Genomic DNA, 18,021 nt, shown 5'->3' on the forward strand with positions numbered 1-18,021 from the left:
AGGTAAGGTGCGCAATGCGCACCCTACAGACTATTCAAAACTCAAAATTATCATTCAAATACTCGCCCACTTCTCGTGCACGCTCAAAACCCCTTCGCACGCAATCTCCCAAAGCCACGCCGCCAAAGTAGTTGCTGCACAAAAACACCCCAGGCAAAGATTTTAAGCCCTCATCGATTTGTTGCAGGCGATCGAAATGCCCCAAATTGTACTGAGGAATCGCCCGCTTCCACACATTCACCGCTAAAACTTTTGGCTGTGGCACATCTGGTTTCAGCAAAATCCGAGACAAATCTCGGTGCACCTCCCGAACGATTTGTTCTGAGTCGAGATTGCCAATTTCCGAATCAGTAGCCCCGCCGATGTAACTGCTGAGAGTTTGCCACCCAGCAGGCGCGCGATCGGCAAATAAACTCGATGTCCAAATCGTCCCCAGAGTGCGAATTCCCTGCCCCCTCGGAATTAAATTTCCAAAACCTACTAATTTTTCCTTGACATCTGACTGCGGATATGCTAATACGACGCAGGCTACCGTAGGATAAGTAAAAGCTTGTAAAGCACTGCTAACTTCCGGTTGCAGAGGCTGCAACAAATCGGCTGTAACGTAAGCGGGTGTGGTCAAAACCACGGTGCGGGCCTCAACTTCCTGCTGTCCGTCGGGCGTCGAGAATACAGCAATGTAAGTTTGGCGTTCTGTACGATCGAGGCGAGTCAGATGCCAATTGAGTTTCACACGATCGCCCAATTGAGCAGCGATCGCCTCTGGCAAAGCCTTCAACCCCTGTTTGAACGAACCCAACTCCCCCGGTCTAGTAGACGGAACATTCGGGTCTGCAGGCAATTTCTTCGGTCTTTTCCTAGCAGAAAGCAGCGCCCCCGCCACCAGCCCGCCACCGACATCAGCCATCTTTGCTACCCGGCCAAAAGCCGCCGCCGCGCTAAGTTGTTGCGGATCGCCGGCATAAACCCCAGAAACAAAAGGTTCCACCAACCGCTGCATCACTTCCGTACCGAGATGACGGCGGAAAAATTGAGAAACAGTTTCCTCGTTACCCTGCTGCGAAAGTCCAATACCCATTGCCGGTGCGACAAACCCCAAAGCCCCGAACAACGCCCGCAGTTTCCCCGGAAAACTCAGTAACTGAGACTGAATCATCGCCGGTGGACTCATCGGCACCGGTTGCAGCTTTTTTTGCCAATAAACATAACGAGGCAATTTGCGATCGGCAAGAATCAACTCCTGCTTCAATCCCACATCCACCGCCAACTTCATCAATTCGGGAGTCGGCGAAAAACTGTTCGGGCCCTCCTCCCAGAGAAACCCTTCCGCTGTCACAGTGGTGATGTTCCCGCCCACACGTCCCTGACTCTCAGCGACTAAAATCTTCAGCGGTGATGCACTCGTTGCTTCCTTGTCAAGTGCGTGCGCCAAACTCAAACCGCTAATACCCGCACCCACAATCAAGGTATCTAATAGTTCCATATTACATAGAAAAATATCGCAATCTTTATGTTACATGGCTTTGCACGGCTTGCGTTCTTTGCTGGGCTTACTGCCAAACCGCTTTCAGATTACCGAATAGGGAATTGCGAATCGAGAATTGGGAATGGGGAATTGGGAATTGGGAATCGGTAAGCTGTCCGGCATTTCTGAAGCATTTTTCTCGCAGGTTGTTGATTAACCTCTGCCCACATTCCCGTCTCCGGGTCTCTCCATCTCGCTTTTGTATCCGCTGGGTCTGGTTTAAAAAAAGAGGATCTGCTGTAATTAAGCTATATTCCCCAAAATACTATATTATTTAAAATTTTTGTATTATAGGGAACAGCGCCGAAAATTGCACCGGGAAACGCAGCAGTACAGTGCCCAAAAAGATTTGAGTGGGTTAAACTAACTTTAGGAAAATTTTACAGGTTAAGCAAGTTAGCACCCCGCTCTGAAGAGATGGGGCTTTATGCCCTAATCAAAAGAGAGAGTTGACTTGCTATCGTCTTAACTGATTACGTTATCAAAATTCTGGGTGTAAGCTCAAGCTGCTATGCGATCGCGGGTGAAATATTTGAAACGGTAATTGTTCCGTTGAAAATAGATCATAAAAGTACCAAGCGACCAAGTAGTCCTGTGTAGCAATAATCAATATTCAAGGCGGTTAAAACTGCCTGATGCGTGCTGCCTCGATCGGTCAACTCACATCTTGCACCATTCTCGCTTAACAGGCTTTCCGGCCTGTTCCACAAAGATTTAATTTCTGGTAGGGCGGGGAGGATGCCCGCCCATGAAAGCATATTGAAAATGGCGCAAGATATGAGTCTAAAGATACGAGGTTTTCATAATACTAAGCTTTTCTCATGAAAAAATAGCCATGCAGGAAGTTATCAACTCGTTTCAGTCTTTTTTGTCTAACTCTGTTGATGCTTTCCTAGAGTGCGATCGACAGCAAAATTATTTATCGATCAATCCTATTGCTGCGGCTTGGATGGGATTAGAGCCTGATGAAATACTCAACAAAACTAATCAGGAATTATTGAAATTATATCCTAATAATTCTGCGATCAAAAATATAATTTCGCAGATTGATTCCTGCCTGCAACAAGTATTTATTACCGGGGAAAAACGGCTGGCAATTCATGAGGTGACGACGGCAGACGGCGGGATTAAAATTTACGAAACTGCTTACACGCCAGCGGTGGATGCCTCTAGCAAGCAGATGCGGGTTTTGGGTATTGGTAGAGATATCACCAGGCACTACCGCTGGCAGCAGCAGAAAACTCAACAGTTGCGGCGATCGAACCATTTACTGTGGTTGAATGCAGCTAACAGTCCCCTAGCAATGGTGGGCTGGGATGAAGATTTTCGGATCGTTCAGTGGTCGAAACGCGCCGAGGAAATCTTTGGCTGGACATCCGATGAGATGATGGGCAAGCAGTTCGGCGATTTGGCTTTGGTTTGCGAGGAAGATAGAGAGGCTATAAGCGCGATCGAGATCGAACTAGCCACTGGCAACGGCAATACTTCAATTAACCGCAACTATACTAAAAGCGGACAGGTAATTTGGTGTCGCTGGTTCAATTCAATTATTCGCAGCGGCGACACTTTTACCGTGCTTTCTTTGGTGGAAGATATCACCGATCGCAAACGATTGGAAGCAGAAAAAGCCCAAGCTTCTCGCCTCACAGCAATGGTAGCCGATGTGGGTATTGCCCTCACCAAACACCCTCAAGATATCCTGCTTCCCTGCTGCGAGGCAATGGTGCGGAATCTTGATGTCGCTTCTGCTGAAATTTGGACTTTCAACTCTCAACAGAATGTTTGGGAACTGCAAGCAGCCTCTGAAATCTACAGCCGCACAGACGATCGGGCTAGGTTTATTGAAAGTAAGGTTAACTCGATCGCCAAACAGAAAAAACCGGAATTTGACTGCGGATTTGAACTGAATAATTTTGGACTCCCAGAGGAAGAATCCGCGAAAGAAACAGACGCGCAAAGTTCCGAAGTAGCACTTCTCAACACCAGCCAAAAGCCGAGAAATTGCCCAATACCCAAGGAAATTCTAACTTTCGCCGGCTACCCTTTGATAGTCGAAGAACGGCTGGTGGGAGTCATGGTAATTATCAGTTGCCAGCCGCTGACAGCACCTTTTCAGGAAACTTTAGCATCGGTTGCCGATGTCATCGCTTTAGGCATCGAACGCAAGCGTGCAGAAGCTGAATTAAAATCAGCTAGAGGGTTTCTGAATTCCGTAGTAGAAAATCTGCCGGTGGGAGTTTTTGCTAAAGATGCTTCTTCGCTGAAATTTGTGCTGTGGAATAAAGCCGGAGAAACGATCGCAGGTGTTACCTCTCAAGAGGCGATCGGCAAAAATGACTACGATATTTACCCCAAAGAACAAGCTGATGTTTTTACTGCTCAAGACAGAGAAATATTGACCGGTGAACGCAACCAATCTACTGTTAAAGACATAGCCGAAGAGCCGATTCAAACTCGCCACAAAGGTATGAGAATACTGCACACCCGCAAAGTGCCAATTCTCGACTCCGCAGGCCGTCCTCAGTACGTTTTAGGTATTACTGAAGATATTACCGAACGCAGGCAGGTAGACGAAAGCGTGCGCCTCTACGACCAAATTGTGGAGAATATGCAAATTGGTTTGTACGTCTATCATTTAGAAAATATAGACGATGACAGCACTCTCAGGGCGATCGCCTCAAACCCCGCGGCTACCATATTTACCGGATTAGAAATGGCGGATGTTTTGGGAATGACAATCGACGAGATTTTTCCCCATCTGCGATCGAAAAACATTCCCCAAGCATTTGCTGCGGTAATTCGCAGTCAGAAAGCCGTAGAACTTGAAGATATTGACTGCGATGAAGGGGGTCGAATAACTCGCGCTTTTTCTATTAAAGCTTTTCCGTTACCCAACAACTGCGTCGGTGTTGCTTTTGAAAACATTACTGCTCGCAAGTGCCTAGAAATAGAACTGCAGGCGTCGTTGGAAAAAACCGAACGATCCGAACAACTCCTACGCACAGTAATAGACGAAACCTGCGACTGGATTTTTGCCAAAGACAAAAATTTTCGCTATATTTTGGCAAACAGTAGTTTCGCTCAAGCGATCGGCAAAACAGTCGAACAAATAATTGGCAAATCCGATTTAGAGTTAGGATTTTCAGAAGATATAGTGTTTGGGAATTCTGCCAAAAATATCAGAGGCTTCCGCACAGACGACTCTGCTGTACTGGCCGGCGAAATCATCCACAATCGCTGCGATCCGGCAACTATTGCTGACGGTTCAGTAAATATTTTTGATACCCAAAAACTTCCCCTGCGCGACGCAGAAGGTAATGTATTTGCAGTTCTAGCTTTCGCTCACGATATTACCGAACGACATGAATCGGAATCAGCTTTGCGTAGGAGTGAATCAAGATTTAGATCTTTGGTAGCTAATATTCCGGGAGTGGTTTATCGCTGGAGGTGCGATTTTTCGACTAATTTTATTAGCGATGCCGTTTACTTATTAATCGGCTACCCTGCGACAGATTTTATTTTGCGTTTGGACAGGAGAGGCAGGACTTTTGCTAGTATTATTTACCCGGACGATTTGGCAAAAGTAGAAGCAACTATTCGGCAAGGTATAGAAAAGAAAGAGTCTTATAACTTGGAATATCGCTTGCTAGCAGCAGACGGTACGGTTAAATGGGTGTGGGATAAAGGTTCTCCTGTGTTCGACGCAGATGGAAACGTTTGCTATTTGGATGGGGTGATTTTTGATATTAGCGATCGGTACTACGCCGAGGAAGCATTGCGCCAAAAAACTTTAGAGTTAGAAGCAGTTTTTCGCGCTTTGCCTGATTTGTATTTTCGGCTAGATGCTGACGGTATAATCGTGGATTATTTGTCAGGAACTTCCTCGAATTTATACGTACCTCCCGAACATTTTCTTGGCCAACGAATGACAGACATATTGCCACACAATGTCGCCAGCCAATTTTCCCAAGCAATCTTTGAAATTTCCGAAACAAGAAATTCAATCGATATAGAATATTCGCTTTCCATGTCGGAAGGAGAAAAAACTTATGAAGCCCGACTGTTGCCGTTTAATTCAGATCAGATTATTATTCTAGCCCGCAATATTACCAAGCGCAAACAAGCCGAAGCTCAATTAAAACATAAAAATCGCCAGCTAGAGCAAACATTGAAACAATTAGGCAGGACTCAAGCTCAACTAATTCAAGCGGAAAAGATGTCGGGTTTGGGACAGCTAGTGGCTGGAATTGCTCACGAAATCAATAATCCTGTCAGTTTTATTTACGGTAATATCACTTACGCTAGTGAGTATGCCAAAAACTTGCTGGAACTGTGCAGTTTGTACCACGCACACTACCCGGAACCTGTTGCTGTTATCCAAGATTTTGCCGAAGAAATAGAACTAGAATTCATGAAAGAGGATTTCCCGCACCTGCTGACTTCAATTCAAACCGGAGCCGAGCGAATTCGTCAAATAGTTCTGTCTTTGCGTAACTTTTCCCGGCTGGAAGAATCAGATATTAAGCGTGTTAACATTCACGAGGGAATAGACAGCGCTCTGTTAATTTTGCAACACAAGATTAAAGAAAATGGCAGGAATCGTCAGATTCAAATAATTAAAGAATATGGAAAATTACCGCCGCTACAGTGCTACGTGGGACAGTTAAATCAAGTGTTTATGAATATTTTAAATAATGCTATTGATGCTTTAACGGATGTCAGGAATAGGAAGTTGGAACTGGGGAGTTATTCGGAAGAGGAAGGGCAAGATTTTGCTAATTTACCTTTAACTTGCGACACATTGCCGTGGATTCGGATTCGCACTGAGGTACTTGAGAACAATCGGGTGGCGATCGTAATTTCAGATAACGGTTCTGGCATGGCAGAGTCTGTTAAGTCTCGGATATTTGACCCGTTTTTTACTACTAAACCAGTGGGCAAAAATACTGGTTTAGGACTGTCTATCTCCTATCAGATTGTGGTGGAAAGACACGGAGGGACGCTGCAGTGCATTTCCGCGCCGGGAGAGGGAACTGAATTTGCGATCGAGATTCCCATTCGGCAGAGGTAAGGAGTCATTGATAATTGGTAGTTGCACCAGAAAAATGATAATCTAATTAAAGGTTCTAAAAGTCAGGAATATTAGCATGGTATACAAAAGCATACATACTTCTAGTGCCGTTGCAAAACAAATTAAAGAAGAAGATGATGATGATTCCTATGTTGACTATTTTTATGACGATCCGGGGGCTCCGCCAGGAACTCTCGACTTAGAACCAGATGCGCTGCCTCCGGAGATTGTATTAATTGACTATTGCGAAACAGCCGCAACTCGCGCCAAATTGGCAAATCCTCAAAAAGCTGCTGCGTATTTAGATACAGCATCTGTTTCTTGGGTTGATATGTTGGGATTGGGAAACAAAGAAACTTGGCGACAAATGGGCGAAGTGTTTAATTTACACCTAATGGCTCAAGAAGATGTAGTTAATGTTCCCCAGCGACCGAAAGTAGTAGACTATGAAGAACACATTTTAATCATTGCTTGGATGGTGATGCTCCACCCAGAATTAGATACTTTTCATAAAGAACAAGTAAGTTTGATTTTGGGCAAGCATTACCTGTTAACTGTTCAGGAAGAACCTGACTATGATTGTTTTGAACCAGTGCGCGAGCGCATTCGTAAAGGACAAGGAATAATTCGCAAACACGGATCTGATTATCTGGCTTATACTCTGTTAGATTCGATTATAGATGGATTCTTCCCTGTATTAGAAGTTTACGGAGAGCGCATTGAAGAATTAGAGGATGAAGTGGTGCTGAACCCTACCCGCAAAACCCTGGAAAAAATCTATAAAATCCGGCGAGAATTGTTGACGCTGCGCCGCGCCATTTGGCCGCAGCGGGATGCAATTAATGTTTTAATTCGAGATAGCAGTGATTTGATTAGTCCAGAGGTAAGAATTTACCTGCGGGACTGTTACGATCACACGGTGCAGGTGATGGATATGGTGGAAACCTATCGAGAGTTGTCTTCTGGCTTGATGGATGTTTACTTGTCTTCGGTTGGTAATAAAATGAATGAAATCATGAAGCTGCTGACGGTGATTTCGAGTATTTTTATTCCTCTAACCTTTGTTGCAGGAGTATACGGGATGAATTTCAATACAGAGAAATCGCCCTGGAATATGCCGGAACTAAATTGGTATTTTGGCTATCCCCTTTGTTGGGCAATTATGGTAGCGATCGCCTCTGGTTTAGTTTACTTCTTCTGGCGGCGCGGCTGGTTTGATAATTTTTCTACTATCAAAGATGACTCATTAAAGTAACGGAATTGAAGATTTGAGATTGGGGATTGAAGATTGAATAATTAAAAATTATGTTAGGTAAAAAGGTTTCCTGCCCCTAGTGGAATCCGTGCCATAAATCCTTGCATCATAATTCCCAACTTTTCAGCCCCCTGATTCATCCGTGAGTGAATTTAAGGGGATTTGCATGGTAATTTAATTGTTGGGCGGGCTTTCGGGCAGACCGTACAAGAGTTTGAATAAACACAAATGTCCAAATTAAGCGGGCGACAAGTTAAAAAATTCTATCTCAAATCCCCAATTGATTGACGAACGATCGCGTACAATAAATCTGGGGAAAAAGTAGGCGCAGGCGGTTGCGGATTAGCGAAAGCTTGTCTGAGGAAAGTCCGGGCTCCCGAAAAACCAAACTTGCTGGGTAACGCCCAGTGCGAGCGATCGTGAGGATAGTGCCACAGAAAGATACCGCCCCCCAATTTGAGATTTGAGATTGGAGATTGGAGATTGCATCAAAAATCAAGCATCGAAAATCCCAAAATGTTAGGGGTAAGGGTGCAAAGGTGCGGTAAGAGCGCACCAGCAGCATCGAGAGGTGCTGGCTCGGTAAACCCCAGTTGGGAGCAAGGTCGGAGGAACTATGGTTGGTTTTTTACCAGTTCCGTTTTTTGGTACCGCTTGAGGCGTCTGGTAACAGGCGTCCCAGATAGATAACTGCCCTCGAAAACTGCTTGCAGTTGAGAGAACAGAACCCGGCTTATGTCCGACTTTTTCCCCACCCAAATTTTGGTAAGGTGCTTATGGGCAGACTTGTCAAGGTGTAGTTGAGGTGTTTGCGTCATCGTAAGCGTTGATCTTTATTCTTGATATGTTATTTATTGCTAATCATCTATCAAATAAAGAAGAAATAAAGAAGATTTATCGATCGCCCGAAGCAGAGATTTCCCGCGTTTGAGGCACTTATTCACCACCTTGACAGATCGGACTATAAGCACCAGAAGGACTATTTAGTTTTTTAATAAAAAGCTTTTTAGTGATGTGAATCTGATACCAGTTTCAAAAAATCATGCAACTTTAGAAAAGCTCCAAGCCCGGATAGTCATCCGTCATTCGCAATTAATTATAAAATCTAAAATCTAAAATCTAAAATCTAAAATGGTATGATTTATCCGGGTCGCCAAAAGCAACTTGAAACATTAATTCAAAAATTGGGACTGCCAAAGAATGATGCGATAAAATGGCATCTCCTCGATTTAGCTTTGACTCATGCGAGCGCGTCAGCTAAGGCAAATTACGAGCAACTAGAGTTTGTCGGGGATGCAGTTGTCCGGCTGGCTGCGTCGGAATTGTTGTTTGAGATTTATCCCGACTGTACAGTGGGGGAATTTGCTGCTATTCGATCGATCTTGGTGAGCGATCGCATTCTTGCTAAAATCGCTGAAAGTTACGGGTTCGATCGCTATTTAATTGTTTCCAGCAGCGCCGCCGCAGACAAAACAGGCGCTGAACCCCGACTGGCAGATGCTTTGGAAGCGGTACTGGCTGCGCTTTATTTGAGTACCCACAGTTTAGAATTAATTCGCCCTTGGCTAGATTCTCACTTTCAACGCCTAGCGGCGGAAATCCGCAGCGATCCTGCCCGCCAAAACTACAAAGCTGCTCTCCAAGAATTGACTCAAGGCAAATACAAAACTTTGCCCAAATATAGCGTGCAAGAAACCGGGACAGTGCAGGGCGGGGAGGATCGTTTTACCGCAGAAGTTCTGATTCAGGGAAAGTTGGTAGCAGAGGGAAAAGGTCGATCGATCAAAGCGGCAGAACAAGCAGCGGCTCAGGCAGCTTTCAATAAATTAGTTAATAGTCAGTAGTCAGTAGACTGGTGTTATCAGTTATTGGTTATTTGTTGGCTGCTACCAATAACTGAGAACCAATCACGACTGCGAACAGTTAACAGTGATTTTTGTGAATTAAAACATAGATAATAATAACAAAATATGCTATAATTCCTGTGCGATTTTTGAAATTATAATTAATGAAAATCGGAATAGCTGTATTGGGTGCAGGTCGCTGGGGAGTTAACTTAATTCGCAACTTTCTCGAACATCCCAACAGCGAAGTTTTAGCGGTGGTAGACCCGAATCGAGATTCATTGGCGGCCGTTCAAAAACAGTTTAATCTTGATGCCTCGGTGATTCTAGCTACCGATTGGTCTCGAGTGCAAGCCTTGCCGGGACTGCAAGCTGTGGCGATCGCCACTCCAGCTTCCACACACTACACCCTCGCAGCAGCAGCGCTGAAACAAGGCTACCACGTCTTAGCAGAAAAACCCCTCGCCCTTAACCTCACTGAAGCTATAGAACTCTGCCAATTAGCCGAAAAACAGCAGCGGCAACTCTTCGTTGACCACACTTATCTGTTTCATCCAGCAGTCGATCGAGGCCAAAGAATTATTCAACAGCATCAACTCGGAAAATTGCGCTACGGTTACGCCCAGCGCACCCATTTTGAACCAGTTCGCCATGACGTTGATGCCCTTTGGGACTTGGCTATTCACGATATCGCTATTTTCAATAGTTGGTTGGAACAAACGCCAATTGAAGTAAGAGCGATCGGCACTGTATTTCCGAAGGAATCAGGAAAAGGGAAAAAGGAAGAAGGAATAAATCAAGAAGCAGCAGAAATTGAAAATCAATTTGATCCTTCACTGCTGGCTAGTAAGCCTGCAGAAAAACTAGCAGATTTAGTTTGGGTAACGCTTACCTATCCCGACGGATTTCAAGCATTTATTCATCTGTGCTGGCTAAATCCCGACAAACAACGGCGCTTAACAGTTGTTGGCAGTTTGGGAACCTTGATTTTTGACGAAATGTCGCCAGAAACTCTTCTGATTGTGCAGCGTGGCAATCCAGATTGGGGAGGCGAAGATAATAACTCTTTTGAAAGTGCGTTAGCGAAGCCCGCCCCTACGGGGGCTACGCCAACGAAGACGATCGCACCGCAGCCAACAAGTCTCAGACACCGCGAAGTGTTGAGTTTAGAACAAGTAGAACCGTTGCGGCGAGTGTGCGATCGCTTCCTCAACTGCGTGCAAACAAATACCCCCTGTCCTACCTCATCCGGCGCGGCCTCCGTCGAATTAATCCGCATTCTGAGCACTTTGAGCAAATCCCTCGAACTCGGCGGACAGCCCCTAATACCATTTTAGATTTTAGATGTTAGATGTTAGATTTTAGATTGGGAAAATTACTCCTCAACTTTTGAAATTTCCCTTTTCCGTTACTAAGTCCGGGCTGTGAAAATAAAAACTTGACTGCTGATTGACAGGCAAAGAAATCATCACCGTAGTACCTTGATTCACGCCCGCGCTGTGGAGGGTAATGCTTCCGATCATAGATTCCATTATCCTTCGCGAGATAGCCAAGCCCAAACCGTTACCGCCAAACCTGCGAGTTGTAGAACCATCAGCCATCACAAAAGGTTGAAACAATTTCTGCTGGTGCTCGGGATCAATACCAATTCCCGTATCTTTAATTGTCACCACCACCCAATCGCTTTGACCGCTGGGACCCGTCATACTTTCCCCACTGCCGTTAAAACTACCAGCATTAGTCCTCGATTCTAGCCGCACAGATATATTAATGCTGCCCGACTCTGTAAACTTAACGGCATTGCTCAAAACATTTAAAAACACCTGTTTTAGCTTCTCTGGATCGGCATGAACGATAATCGGATCATGAGGTTCTGGCAAACTTAACTTCAAGCCTTTTTCCTCAATTTGACTCGCTTGCAAATCAATCGCGTCTTCAAGTACCTGAGTAATGTCAACTACTTCTAACATCATGGAGAACGTGCCGGATTCTATTTTAGCAATGTCCAAAATATCATTAATAATATTGAGCAATTGCATTGACGAATCGTGGGCACGCTGTAAAAATTCCATTTCTTCATCTCGGTCATCGCAGTAGCCGTCCCGCACAATTTGAATAAAACCAATAATCCCGTTGAGCGGCGTTCTCAATTCGTGAGAAATATTCCCCAAAAATTCATTTTTTAATTGATTGGCAACTTGCGCTTCTTTGGTTGCGACTTCCAATTCTCTGGCCCAGGATCTGAGGCGCTGCACCATGCTGTTGAGTGCTTCTGATAGTTGATTAAATTCCCTAATTTGGAAATCTTGGGGCACTGTCTGCGACGCTTCCGTATCTACTTTCATCGCGTAGTCTCTCAGTTTTTCCACAGGACGCGCCAAGTCGCGAGACAGATATAAAGTCGCGATGATACTAGCAGCAATCAAACCTACAATTAAATTAAATAAAACTTGCTGAATTTCTTCCAAACCCGACAGAGCGTAATCTAAGCGAGAGACAGCTAAAATAATCCACTTGCTGTTCTCCTGTGTAGTTGAAGGACTCGGAATAGCGGCGTATCCTGCTAGCAACTCTACACCATTTCTTTCAAAGGAAAATAGGTGGAGAAAAGCTGTTCCGCCTGCGATCGCCCTTCTGACAATACTTTTTAGTCGAGCGGCATCTGCCTCTTGGTCAATATTGCGGCCCACGCGGTTGATATTCGGGTGCGCCAAAATCGTCCCATCTTGGTCGATCGCCACCGTATAGCCGGCTAAAGAACCCTTGGGAGCACTGGTTTGCACAGGCAAGGCCGACTGCAAACTCAAAGCATAACTCAACTGCAGGGTATTGCCCCGACGAATGTAAACAGGAGCGCTCAACACCAAACTCGCTTGGCTATCGCGGCCTTCTTTACCCGCATCGGGAAAATCCTCAGCCCCCAAACCCACATTCTGATCGTTGGCTGTCCCCTGTCGCTGCTTAGGTAAGGAGAGACTGATGTAAACGCTCTTGTCGTCCAGCAGCGTTTGCTGCTGCTGTACGGGCGGCCAAAATTTTGCCGGCAACGACTGAATCGGCTGCTGCCCGCAAGTGCTTGCTATCACTTGATTTGTCTTTAAATTAGTCAATTGCAAGCAATCAACCTGCGCTGGCAACCGCTGCCCTAATTGGGCGATAAACTTTTGATAATCCTTCGGATCTACCGACTGCAACATCGAGCTTTCCGAAGCGCCGATCAGATTTGACTTCAGCGATTTCGCCCACTGTTCAATAGTGTCTGCTTTTCTGACTGCACTTTCTGTCAAGTTTTGACGAGCAGTTTCCAGAAGCGTCGAGCGTGCCTTGCGATAGGTAACATACTCCCCCACCAGTAGAACAGGTACGCTGAGCAACAAAATCCGCGACAGTAAAATACGGCGAAAGGAGGATTGACCTAACTTAACCATAGGAAATATCTAAATTAAGGTGCAACACCCAACAGCGACCATTAAAGTGAAATAAACCAGACCGAAAGCATGAATCTGTCTAGGGGGTTCTGCTGACTCGACAACACAGCTTCAGAACAACATTTAAACACAATTATAGGAGCCACTGTAGTAATCTCGATTCTAAGTGTGTGAACCCAAAGATGCTCAGCAATTTGTTTCGCACATGGCTGTGATTTCGGTCACACTTCCCTTCTCAATTCTCGGAGCGACTGGCATCCGATCGCCCCTGAGCACATTTTTCAGGCTGCAAAAAGCGTCGGGTGGACATACCGCAGTTGCTTGAAGCTAGAATCGCATTGATGCACTCGCCCCAAATTAACAGGCAAAAAGTTCGGTTTCCGGCTAGTGTACAGAGAGAATTCTTGCTCGATCGGACTTTTTCTTTCGGAATGCCTTCGAGAGATGGGCCAGAGATGGGCGATGCAAGATTTTGCAACCTGTCCAAGATTTCTTTTGCCATCCGGTTGATTCGGTGACAATAATTCACCGGTCAAACAAAAAGAATGAGACGATCGAGCTGCCGATCGACTCTGACAACCCTAATGTGGGGAACCTTGGCCCAAATAGTGCACCCACGCTCCGTAAATTCGCGGTCTCGGAAATAATCTCCATAGCTTAATCGATGAAAAAAAACTTTAGCAATTATACGTATTATTACACAAACAACCGTCCGAGATATCATCACGCTTATTTGATATCTCCCCTTTTAGAAATGCTGGCGACACTTCAGCAGACCAGCAAGACAAAACTCCGAGTTTTGGATCTCGGCTGTGGCAATGGCAGTCTCAGTCACGTTATCGCAGAGCACGGCTGCGAAGTGGTCGGCGTTGACACTTCTGCGCCCGGAATTGCCATCTCCCGTCAAAGTTTCCCCGATTGTCAGTTTATCCAAGCAGATATTTACGACCTCCCAAATACCGATATTCTGAACTCATTTGATGTTGTCTTAGCTATTGAAGTAATCGAACACTTGCTTTATCCTAAAGAACTAGCAAGAACCGCCAAAATATGCCTCAATCCGGGAGGGAAACTAATTATTTCCACACCCTATCACGGCTATTTAAAAAATCTGGCTTTAGCGGTTTCTGGCAAACTAGATAAACATTTTACCGTTCTTTGGGATAACGGTCACATTAAATTTTTTTCAGTAGAGACGCTGACCAAGTTATTAACATCTGAAGGATACACCGACATAAAATTTAAATTTGCTGGTCGGTGTCCCTATCTTTGGAAATCAATGTTATGCTCTAGTACGTTCTCGCCACCAGCGGATAAATTATGAGTTGGGATTTGTGATTTTTCAGCCCATTAATTTTTCTGAATAAACGACTAGCCCTCATGAAAAGTAAAAGATAACTTTTGGCGTTTGGATATGAGGCGATCAACTTTGGCAGAACCAAGCTGCTATCAACCGCACCGATGATCGATCTTCCCTACAGGGATTTCCTAGCGCGCCACCGGGAAAAACTTCAGTCGATCGATCCCATGAGCTTTATCTTAGCCAATCTCGACAAAATGCCACCGACTGAATTGGCAACCATCCGCCAAAAAGCGGCACAGTGGCACTTAGGAAGTCATTAGTCAGTAGTCAGCAGTCAGTAGTCATTAATCATTTGTTATTTGCTACCCATGCCCCATGCCCCATGCCCCATGCCCCATGCCCTTTGCAATTCTTATTTTTTCCCTGACTTTTCCCTAAACATTCCACAGCGTTTCCACAGGCAAGTCTGAGGTTTTCCACAGATCCGACAAAGTTTTCCACAGAAATTAACGGCACGGTAGCATCTTGCTGCGGAATTGGGGATTTCCTTAACTTGCTGCCTAATTCCTCATAAACCCCCCAAAACATAAAGATATGTAACAAAAAATGTCCTGAAAAGCTTATTATTTGGTAAACCTTTTTTTTATCTAAAGGACTTTGTAATATTTCGCAACATTGACAAACCCACCCCCTCATAGCGCACAATGATGCGACCGACCTAAAAAAAGCGCTCTGATTTCGGCTGTGCCTGCACCTGTATCCGGCCGAAGGGGGGGTTCTGTTTTCAATTTATTAGCGAGACTAAAAAAAATGATGAACCCAACAGTCAGTATTTTTGCTGAAATTCCCGAAACGCTGCACGATTCTCTCAAAACTTACCTGGAAACCCATCCCGAATGGGATCTAGACCGAGTATTTTGCGCGGCCCTGTCGCTGTTTTTGTTGCAGAATGCCGATAGCGGTACGCCTGAAGCTTCGCGCAGTTATCGCCAAGCTGCGAGAGTTTATCTCGAAACTCTGTTTCAATCTCCTCAAGACTTGCACAGCAACAATGTAACTCCGTCGTCTTGAAGGATCAGGGGAGAGGAGGAGAGGCGGTTTCTGGGAAGGATTTTAGTTGACCGGGAGGGGGCGCACTGTATAGGTGGCAACTTAAGCTTAAAATCCCTGAAAACTATGGCTTGTAGCTTAATGCCGATCGCCATTGCATCTCCCTTAAGAAGGGGACTTTGATAGCTTCAAGTCCCCCCGGACTATCAGGAGACGCCGGGGGGATAAGCTGTCTTAATGGTCAAACAGTAGACGGGTAGTACATAAGACGCGCTTGTTGACACCAATGGTGCTGATGGCGCACTCTACAGAGTACAAACTAATGGCTGAAGACTACATCATGCCCATGCCGCCCATGCCGCCCATGCCACCCATGCCGCCCATGCCGCCCATGCCGCCCATGCCGCCCATGCCGCCCATGTCGCCCATGTCGCCGCCGGCTTTTTTCTTCTCGGGTTTTTCGACAATCACAGCTTCAGTGGTCAACACCATACCAGCAATGGAACCGGCATTTTGCAAAGCCGATCGCACCACCTTAGCCGGGTCAATAATCCCGGCGGCAATCATATCTTCGTACACATCGGTGAGAGCGTTGTAGCCAACGTTGAACTCGCTCGCCCGCACTCGCTCAATGACGATCGAACCTTCAACGCCAGCATTATCAGCGATTTGACGCAAAGGTGCTTCCAAAGCTTTCTTCACCAAGTCAGCGCCTACTTGTTCTTCGCTGTCTAAAGTATGTGCGATCGCATCTATTTTTGTAATCAGGTGAATTAGGGTCGTGCCACCTCCGGCAACGATACCTTCTTCCACAGCAGCTTTAGTAGCGTTCAGTGCGTCTTCAATACGCAGTTTACGGTCTTTGAGCTCGGTTTCGGTAGCGGCGCCGACTTTAATTACAGCAATGCCGCCGGCGAGTTTGGCGATGCGTTCGGTTAGCTTTTCCTTGTCGTAGTCGGAATCCGTCGCTTCTAGCTGCTTGCGGATTTGCTCGATCCGTTTTTGCACGTCAGCTTTGTGTTCGTCGCCAGCAACAATGATCGTGTTTTCTTTGTCGATCGTAATTTTGCGGGCGGTACCGAGCATTTCTAGAGTTGCGGTATCGATGCTGAGTCCGACTTCTTCAGAAATCAGTTGACCACCGGTGAGCACGGCGATATCTTGAAGCATAGCTTTGCGTCGATCGCCAAAACCAGGAGCTTTGGTAGCTGCAATATTCAATACGCCGCGGGCTTTGTTGACTACCAGAGTTGCCAAAGCTTCGCCTTCAATATCTTCGGCGATAATTAGGAACGGTTGACCGGTGCGGGCGATTTTTTCGAGAACTGGAATTAGTTCTTGAATCGAGCTAATTTTTTTGTCGGTAATCAGGATGCGAGCGTTTTCGTAATCAACTTCCATGCGATCGCCGTTAGTGACGAAATACGGAGAAAGATATCCGCGATCGTACTGCATCCCTTCGACAACTTCCAATTCTGTTGTCAGAGATTTCGACTCTTCAACAGTAATTACGCCGTCTTTCGTGACTTTTTCCATTGCTTGGGCAATCATGGCGCCGACTTCTTCGTCGTTACCGGCGGACACAGTGGCGACTTGAGCAATGGCGCTGCCTTCGACGGGTTTCGCCAATTTCTCGATTTCCTGTACCAAGTGGGCGATCGTTTTTTCAATACCCCGGCGCAGCGCGACTGGGTTTGCGCCTGCTGCGACATTCTTCAAACCTTCGCGAATGAGGGATTGAGCGATAACCGTTGCGGTTGTTGTGCCGTCGCCTGCGATATCTTTAGTTTTGGAGGCGACTTCTTGAATTAAGCGAGCGCCGGCATTTTCCAGGGGATCTTCGAGTTCGATATCCCTAGCAACGGTGATACCGTCGTTAACAATTTGGGGACTGCCGTATTTCTTTTCCAATAGGACGTTGCGGCCTTTCGGGCCCAAGGTGATGCGGACAGCATCGGCGAGTTGATTGACGCCGCGTTCTAGTGCCCGCCGAGATTTGTCGCTAAATGCAACTATTTTGGTCATGTTTGTCTCCAATCGCTTACATTAGCAAATTTAGCACTCTCTGAGTCTGAGTGCTAAGTTGATCGATTTTTGATTGTAGCGCGAGTCAACGCTGTGGGGGATTGCGGGGGCGGATTGGGATTTGGGCGATCGTTCCGGGTGGCTCAGGACAGGGCATTGCCGTGCCCCCACAGATATCGTGTTCCCACAGATATAATGTGGTTTGTGACATATCGATATAATCAGGTTTTGGTTGAGGCCAAAACCTAATTTTGATGGCGCGTCATCCCAAAGCAGAATTTTTATTAAAAATTTCTTAACTTGTGTTTTCGGTCATCTACCTTTCGATAGAGCTTCTATTCTTTTTTTTCAAACTTCTGCCTTCTATAGCAACCGCCAAGACTATTAGGACGTTCTTAATTGCTGAAACATGAGCTGAAGATTGCGCCTACCTTCTACCTTCTTCCTTCTACCTTCTTCCTTCTTCCTTCTTCCTTCTTCCTTCTTCCTTTCCTCCATCAATCTCAAATTACGCACTAAC

The 18,021-nt window shown here is 45.8% G+C and carries 13 protein-coding genes and 1 other RNA gene; 8 read left to right on the plus strand and 6 right to left on the minus strand.

Annotated elements, in window-relative coordinates; all coding sequences use genetic code 11:
* Nucleotides 1-34: 34 nt before the first annotated feature.
* Nucleotides 35-1,483 carry a protoporphyrinogen oxidase gene (gene hemG, locus QUB77_RS24130; protein WP_333172178.1) on the minus strand — a complete coding sequence of 483 codons (1,449 nt, stop codon included), beginning with the start codon at nucleotides 1,481-1,483 and terminating at the stop codon, nucleotides 35-37.
* An 877-nt stretch (nucleotides 1,484-2,360) separates the two neighbouring features.
* Here hemG and QUB77_RS24135 point away from each other — a divergent pair.
* The 5 genes from QUB77_RS24135 to QUB77_RS24155 all read left to right on the plus strand — a co-directional run bounded on the left by QUB77_RS24135 (nucleotide 2,361) and on the right by QUB77_RS24155 (nucleotide 11,032).
* Nucleotides 2,361-6,596, plus strand: coding sequence for a PAS domain-containing protein (locus QUB77_RS24135; protein ID WP_333172180.1), 4,236 nt, complete (start codon nucleotides 2,361-2,363; stop codon nucleotides 6,594-6,596).
* A 76-nt stretch (nucleotides 6,597-6,672) separates the two neighbouring features.
* Nucleotides 6,673-7,851, plus strand: coding sequence for a magnesium/cobalt transporter CorA (corA, locus tag QUB77_RS24140; RefSeq protein ID WP_333172182.1), 1,179 nt, complete (start codon nucleotides 6,673-6,675; stop codon nucleotides 7,849-7,851).
* Nucleotides 7,852-8,169: 318 nt separating this feature from the next.
* Nucleotides 8,170-8,602, plus strand: an RNA gene (gene rnpB / locus QUB77_RS24145) — RNase P RNA component class A.
* A 385-nt stretch (nucleotides 8,603-8,987) separates the two neighbouring features.
* On the plus strand, nucleotides 8,988-9,695 hold the full coding sequence (gene rnc, locus QUB77_RS24150; RefSeq protein ID WP_333172184.1) for a ribonuclease III: 708 nt from the start codon (nucleotides 8,988-8,990) through the stop codon (nucleotides 9,693-9,695).
* A gap of 164 nt (nucleotides 9,696-9,859) precedes the next feature.
* Nucleotides 9,860-11,032 carry a Gfo/Idh/MocA family oxidoreductase gene (locus QUB77_RS24155; protein ID WP_333172186.1) on the plus strand — a complete coding sequence of 391 codons (1,173 nt, stop codon included), beginning with the start codon at nucleotides 9,860-9,862 and terminating at the stop codon, nucleotides 11,030-11,032.
* A gap of 45 nt (nucleotides 11,033-11,077) precedes the next feature.
* Here QUB77_RS24155 and QUB77_RS24160 read toward each other — a convergent pair whose 3' ends face one another.
* On the minus strand, nucleotides 11,078-13,123 hold the full coding sequence (locus QUB77_RS24160; protein WP_333172188.1) for an ATP-binding protein: 2,046 nt from the start codon (nucleotides 13,121-13,123) through the stop codon (nucleotides 11,078-11,080).
* A gap of 235 nt (nucleotides 13,124-13,358) precedes the next feature.
* Nucleotides 13,359-13,625 (minus strand): hypothetical protein, encoded by a 267-nt coding sequence (locus QUB77_RS24165; protein WP_333172190.1) that lies wholly within the window; start codon nucleotides 13,623-13,625, stop codon nucleotides 13,359-13,361.
* A 162-nt stretch (nucleotides 13,626-13,787) separates the two neighbouring features.
* Here QUB77_RS24165 and QUB77_RS24170 point away from each other — a divergent pair, with 162 nt between their 5' ends.
* Nucleotides 13,788-14,447, plus strand: a complete 660-nt coding sequence (locus QUB77_RS24170; RefSeq protein WP_333172192.1) for a class I SAM-dependent methyltransferase — start codon at nucleotides 13,788-13,790, stop codon at nucleotides 14,445-14,447.
* Nucleotides 14,448-14,524: 77 nt separating this feature from the next.
* Nucleotides 14,525-14,746 (plus strand): hypothetical protein, encoded by a 222-nt coding sequence (locus QUB77_RS24175; RefSeq protein ID WP_333172194.1) that lies wholly within the window; start codon nucleotides 14,525-14,527, stop codon nucleotides 14,744-14,746.
* Between the two features lie 28 nt (nucleotides 14,747-14,774).
* Here QUB77_RS24175 and QUB77_RS24180 read toward each other — a convergent pair whose 3' ends face one another.
* Nucleotides 14,775-15,029, minus strand: a complete 255-nt coding sequence (locus QUB77_RS24180; RefSeq protein WP_333172195.1) for a hypothetical protein — start codon at nucleotides 15,027-15,029, stop codon at nucleotides 14,775-14,777.
* Nucleotides 15,030-15,239: 210 nt separating this feature from the next.
* On the opposite strand from QUB77_RS24180, the gene QUB77_RS24185 reads away from it, so the two are divergent.
* Complete coding sequence (locus QUB77_RS24185; RefSeq protein ID WP_050813024.1) at nucleotides 15,240-15,497, plus strand: DUF2811 domain-containing protein; 258 nt, start codon at nucleotides 15,240-15,242, stop codon at nucleotides 15,495-15,497.
* A gap of 312 nt (nucleotides 15,498-15,809) precedes the next feature.
* Here the strand turns inward: QUB77_RS24185 and groL are convergent, their stop codons facing one another.
* Nucleotides 15,810-17,501 carry a chaperonin GroEL gene (groL, locus tag QUB77_RS24190; RefSeq protein ID WP_333172196.1) on the minus strand — a complete coding sequence of 564 codons (1,692 nt, stop codon included), beginning with the start codon at nucleotides 17,499-17,501 and terminating at the stop codon, nucleotides 15,810-15,812.
* 384 nt (nucleotides 17,502-17,885) lie between these two features.
* Complete coding sequence (locus QUB77_RS24195; RefSeq protein WP_333172198.1) at nucleotides 17,886-18,017, minus strand: hypothetical protein; 132 nt, start codon at nucleotides 18,015-18,017, stop codon at nucleotides 17,886-17,888.
* Nucleotides 18,018-18,021: the final 4 nt, after the last annotated feature.

This window comes from Microcoleus sp. AT9b-C3, from assembly GCF_036705485.1.
In the GTDB taxonomy this organism is placed as follows: Bacteria; Cyanobacteriota; Cyanobacteriia; order Cyanobacteriales; family Microcoleaceae; genus Microcoleus.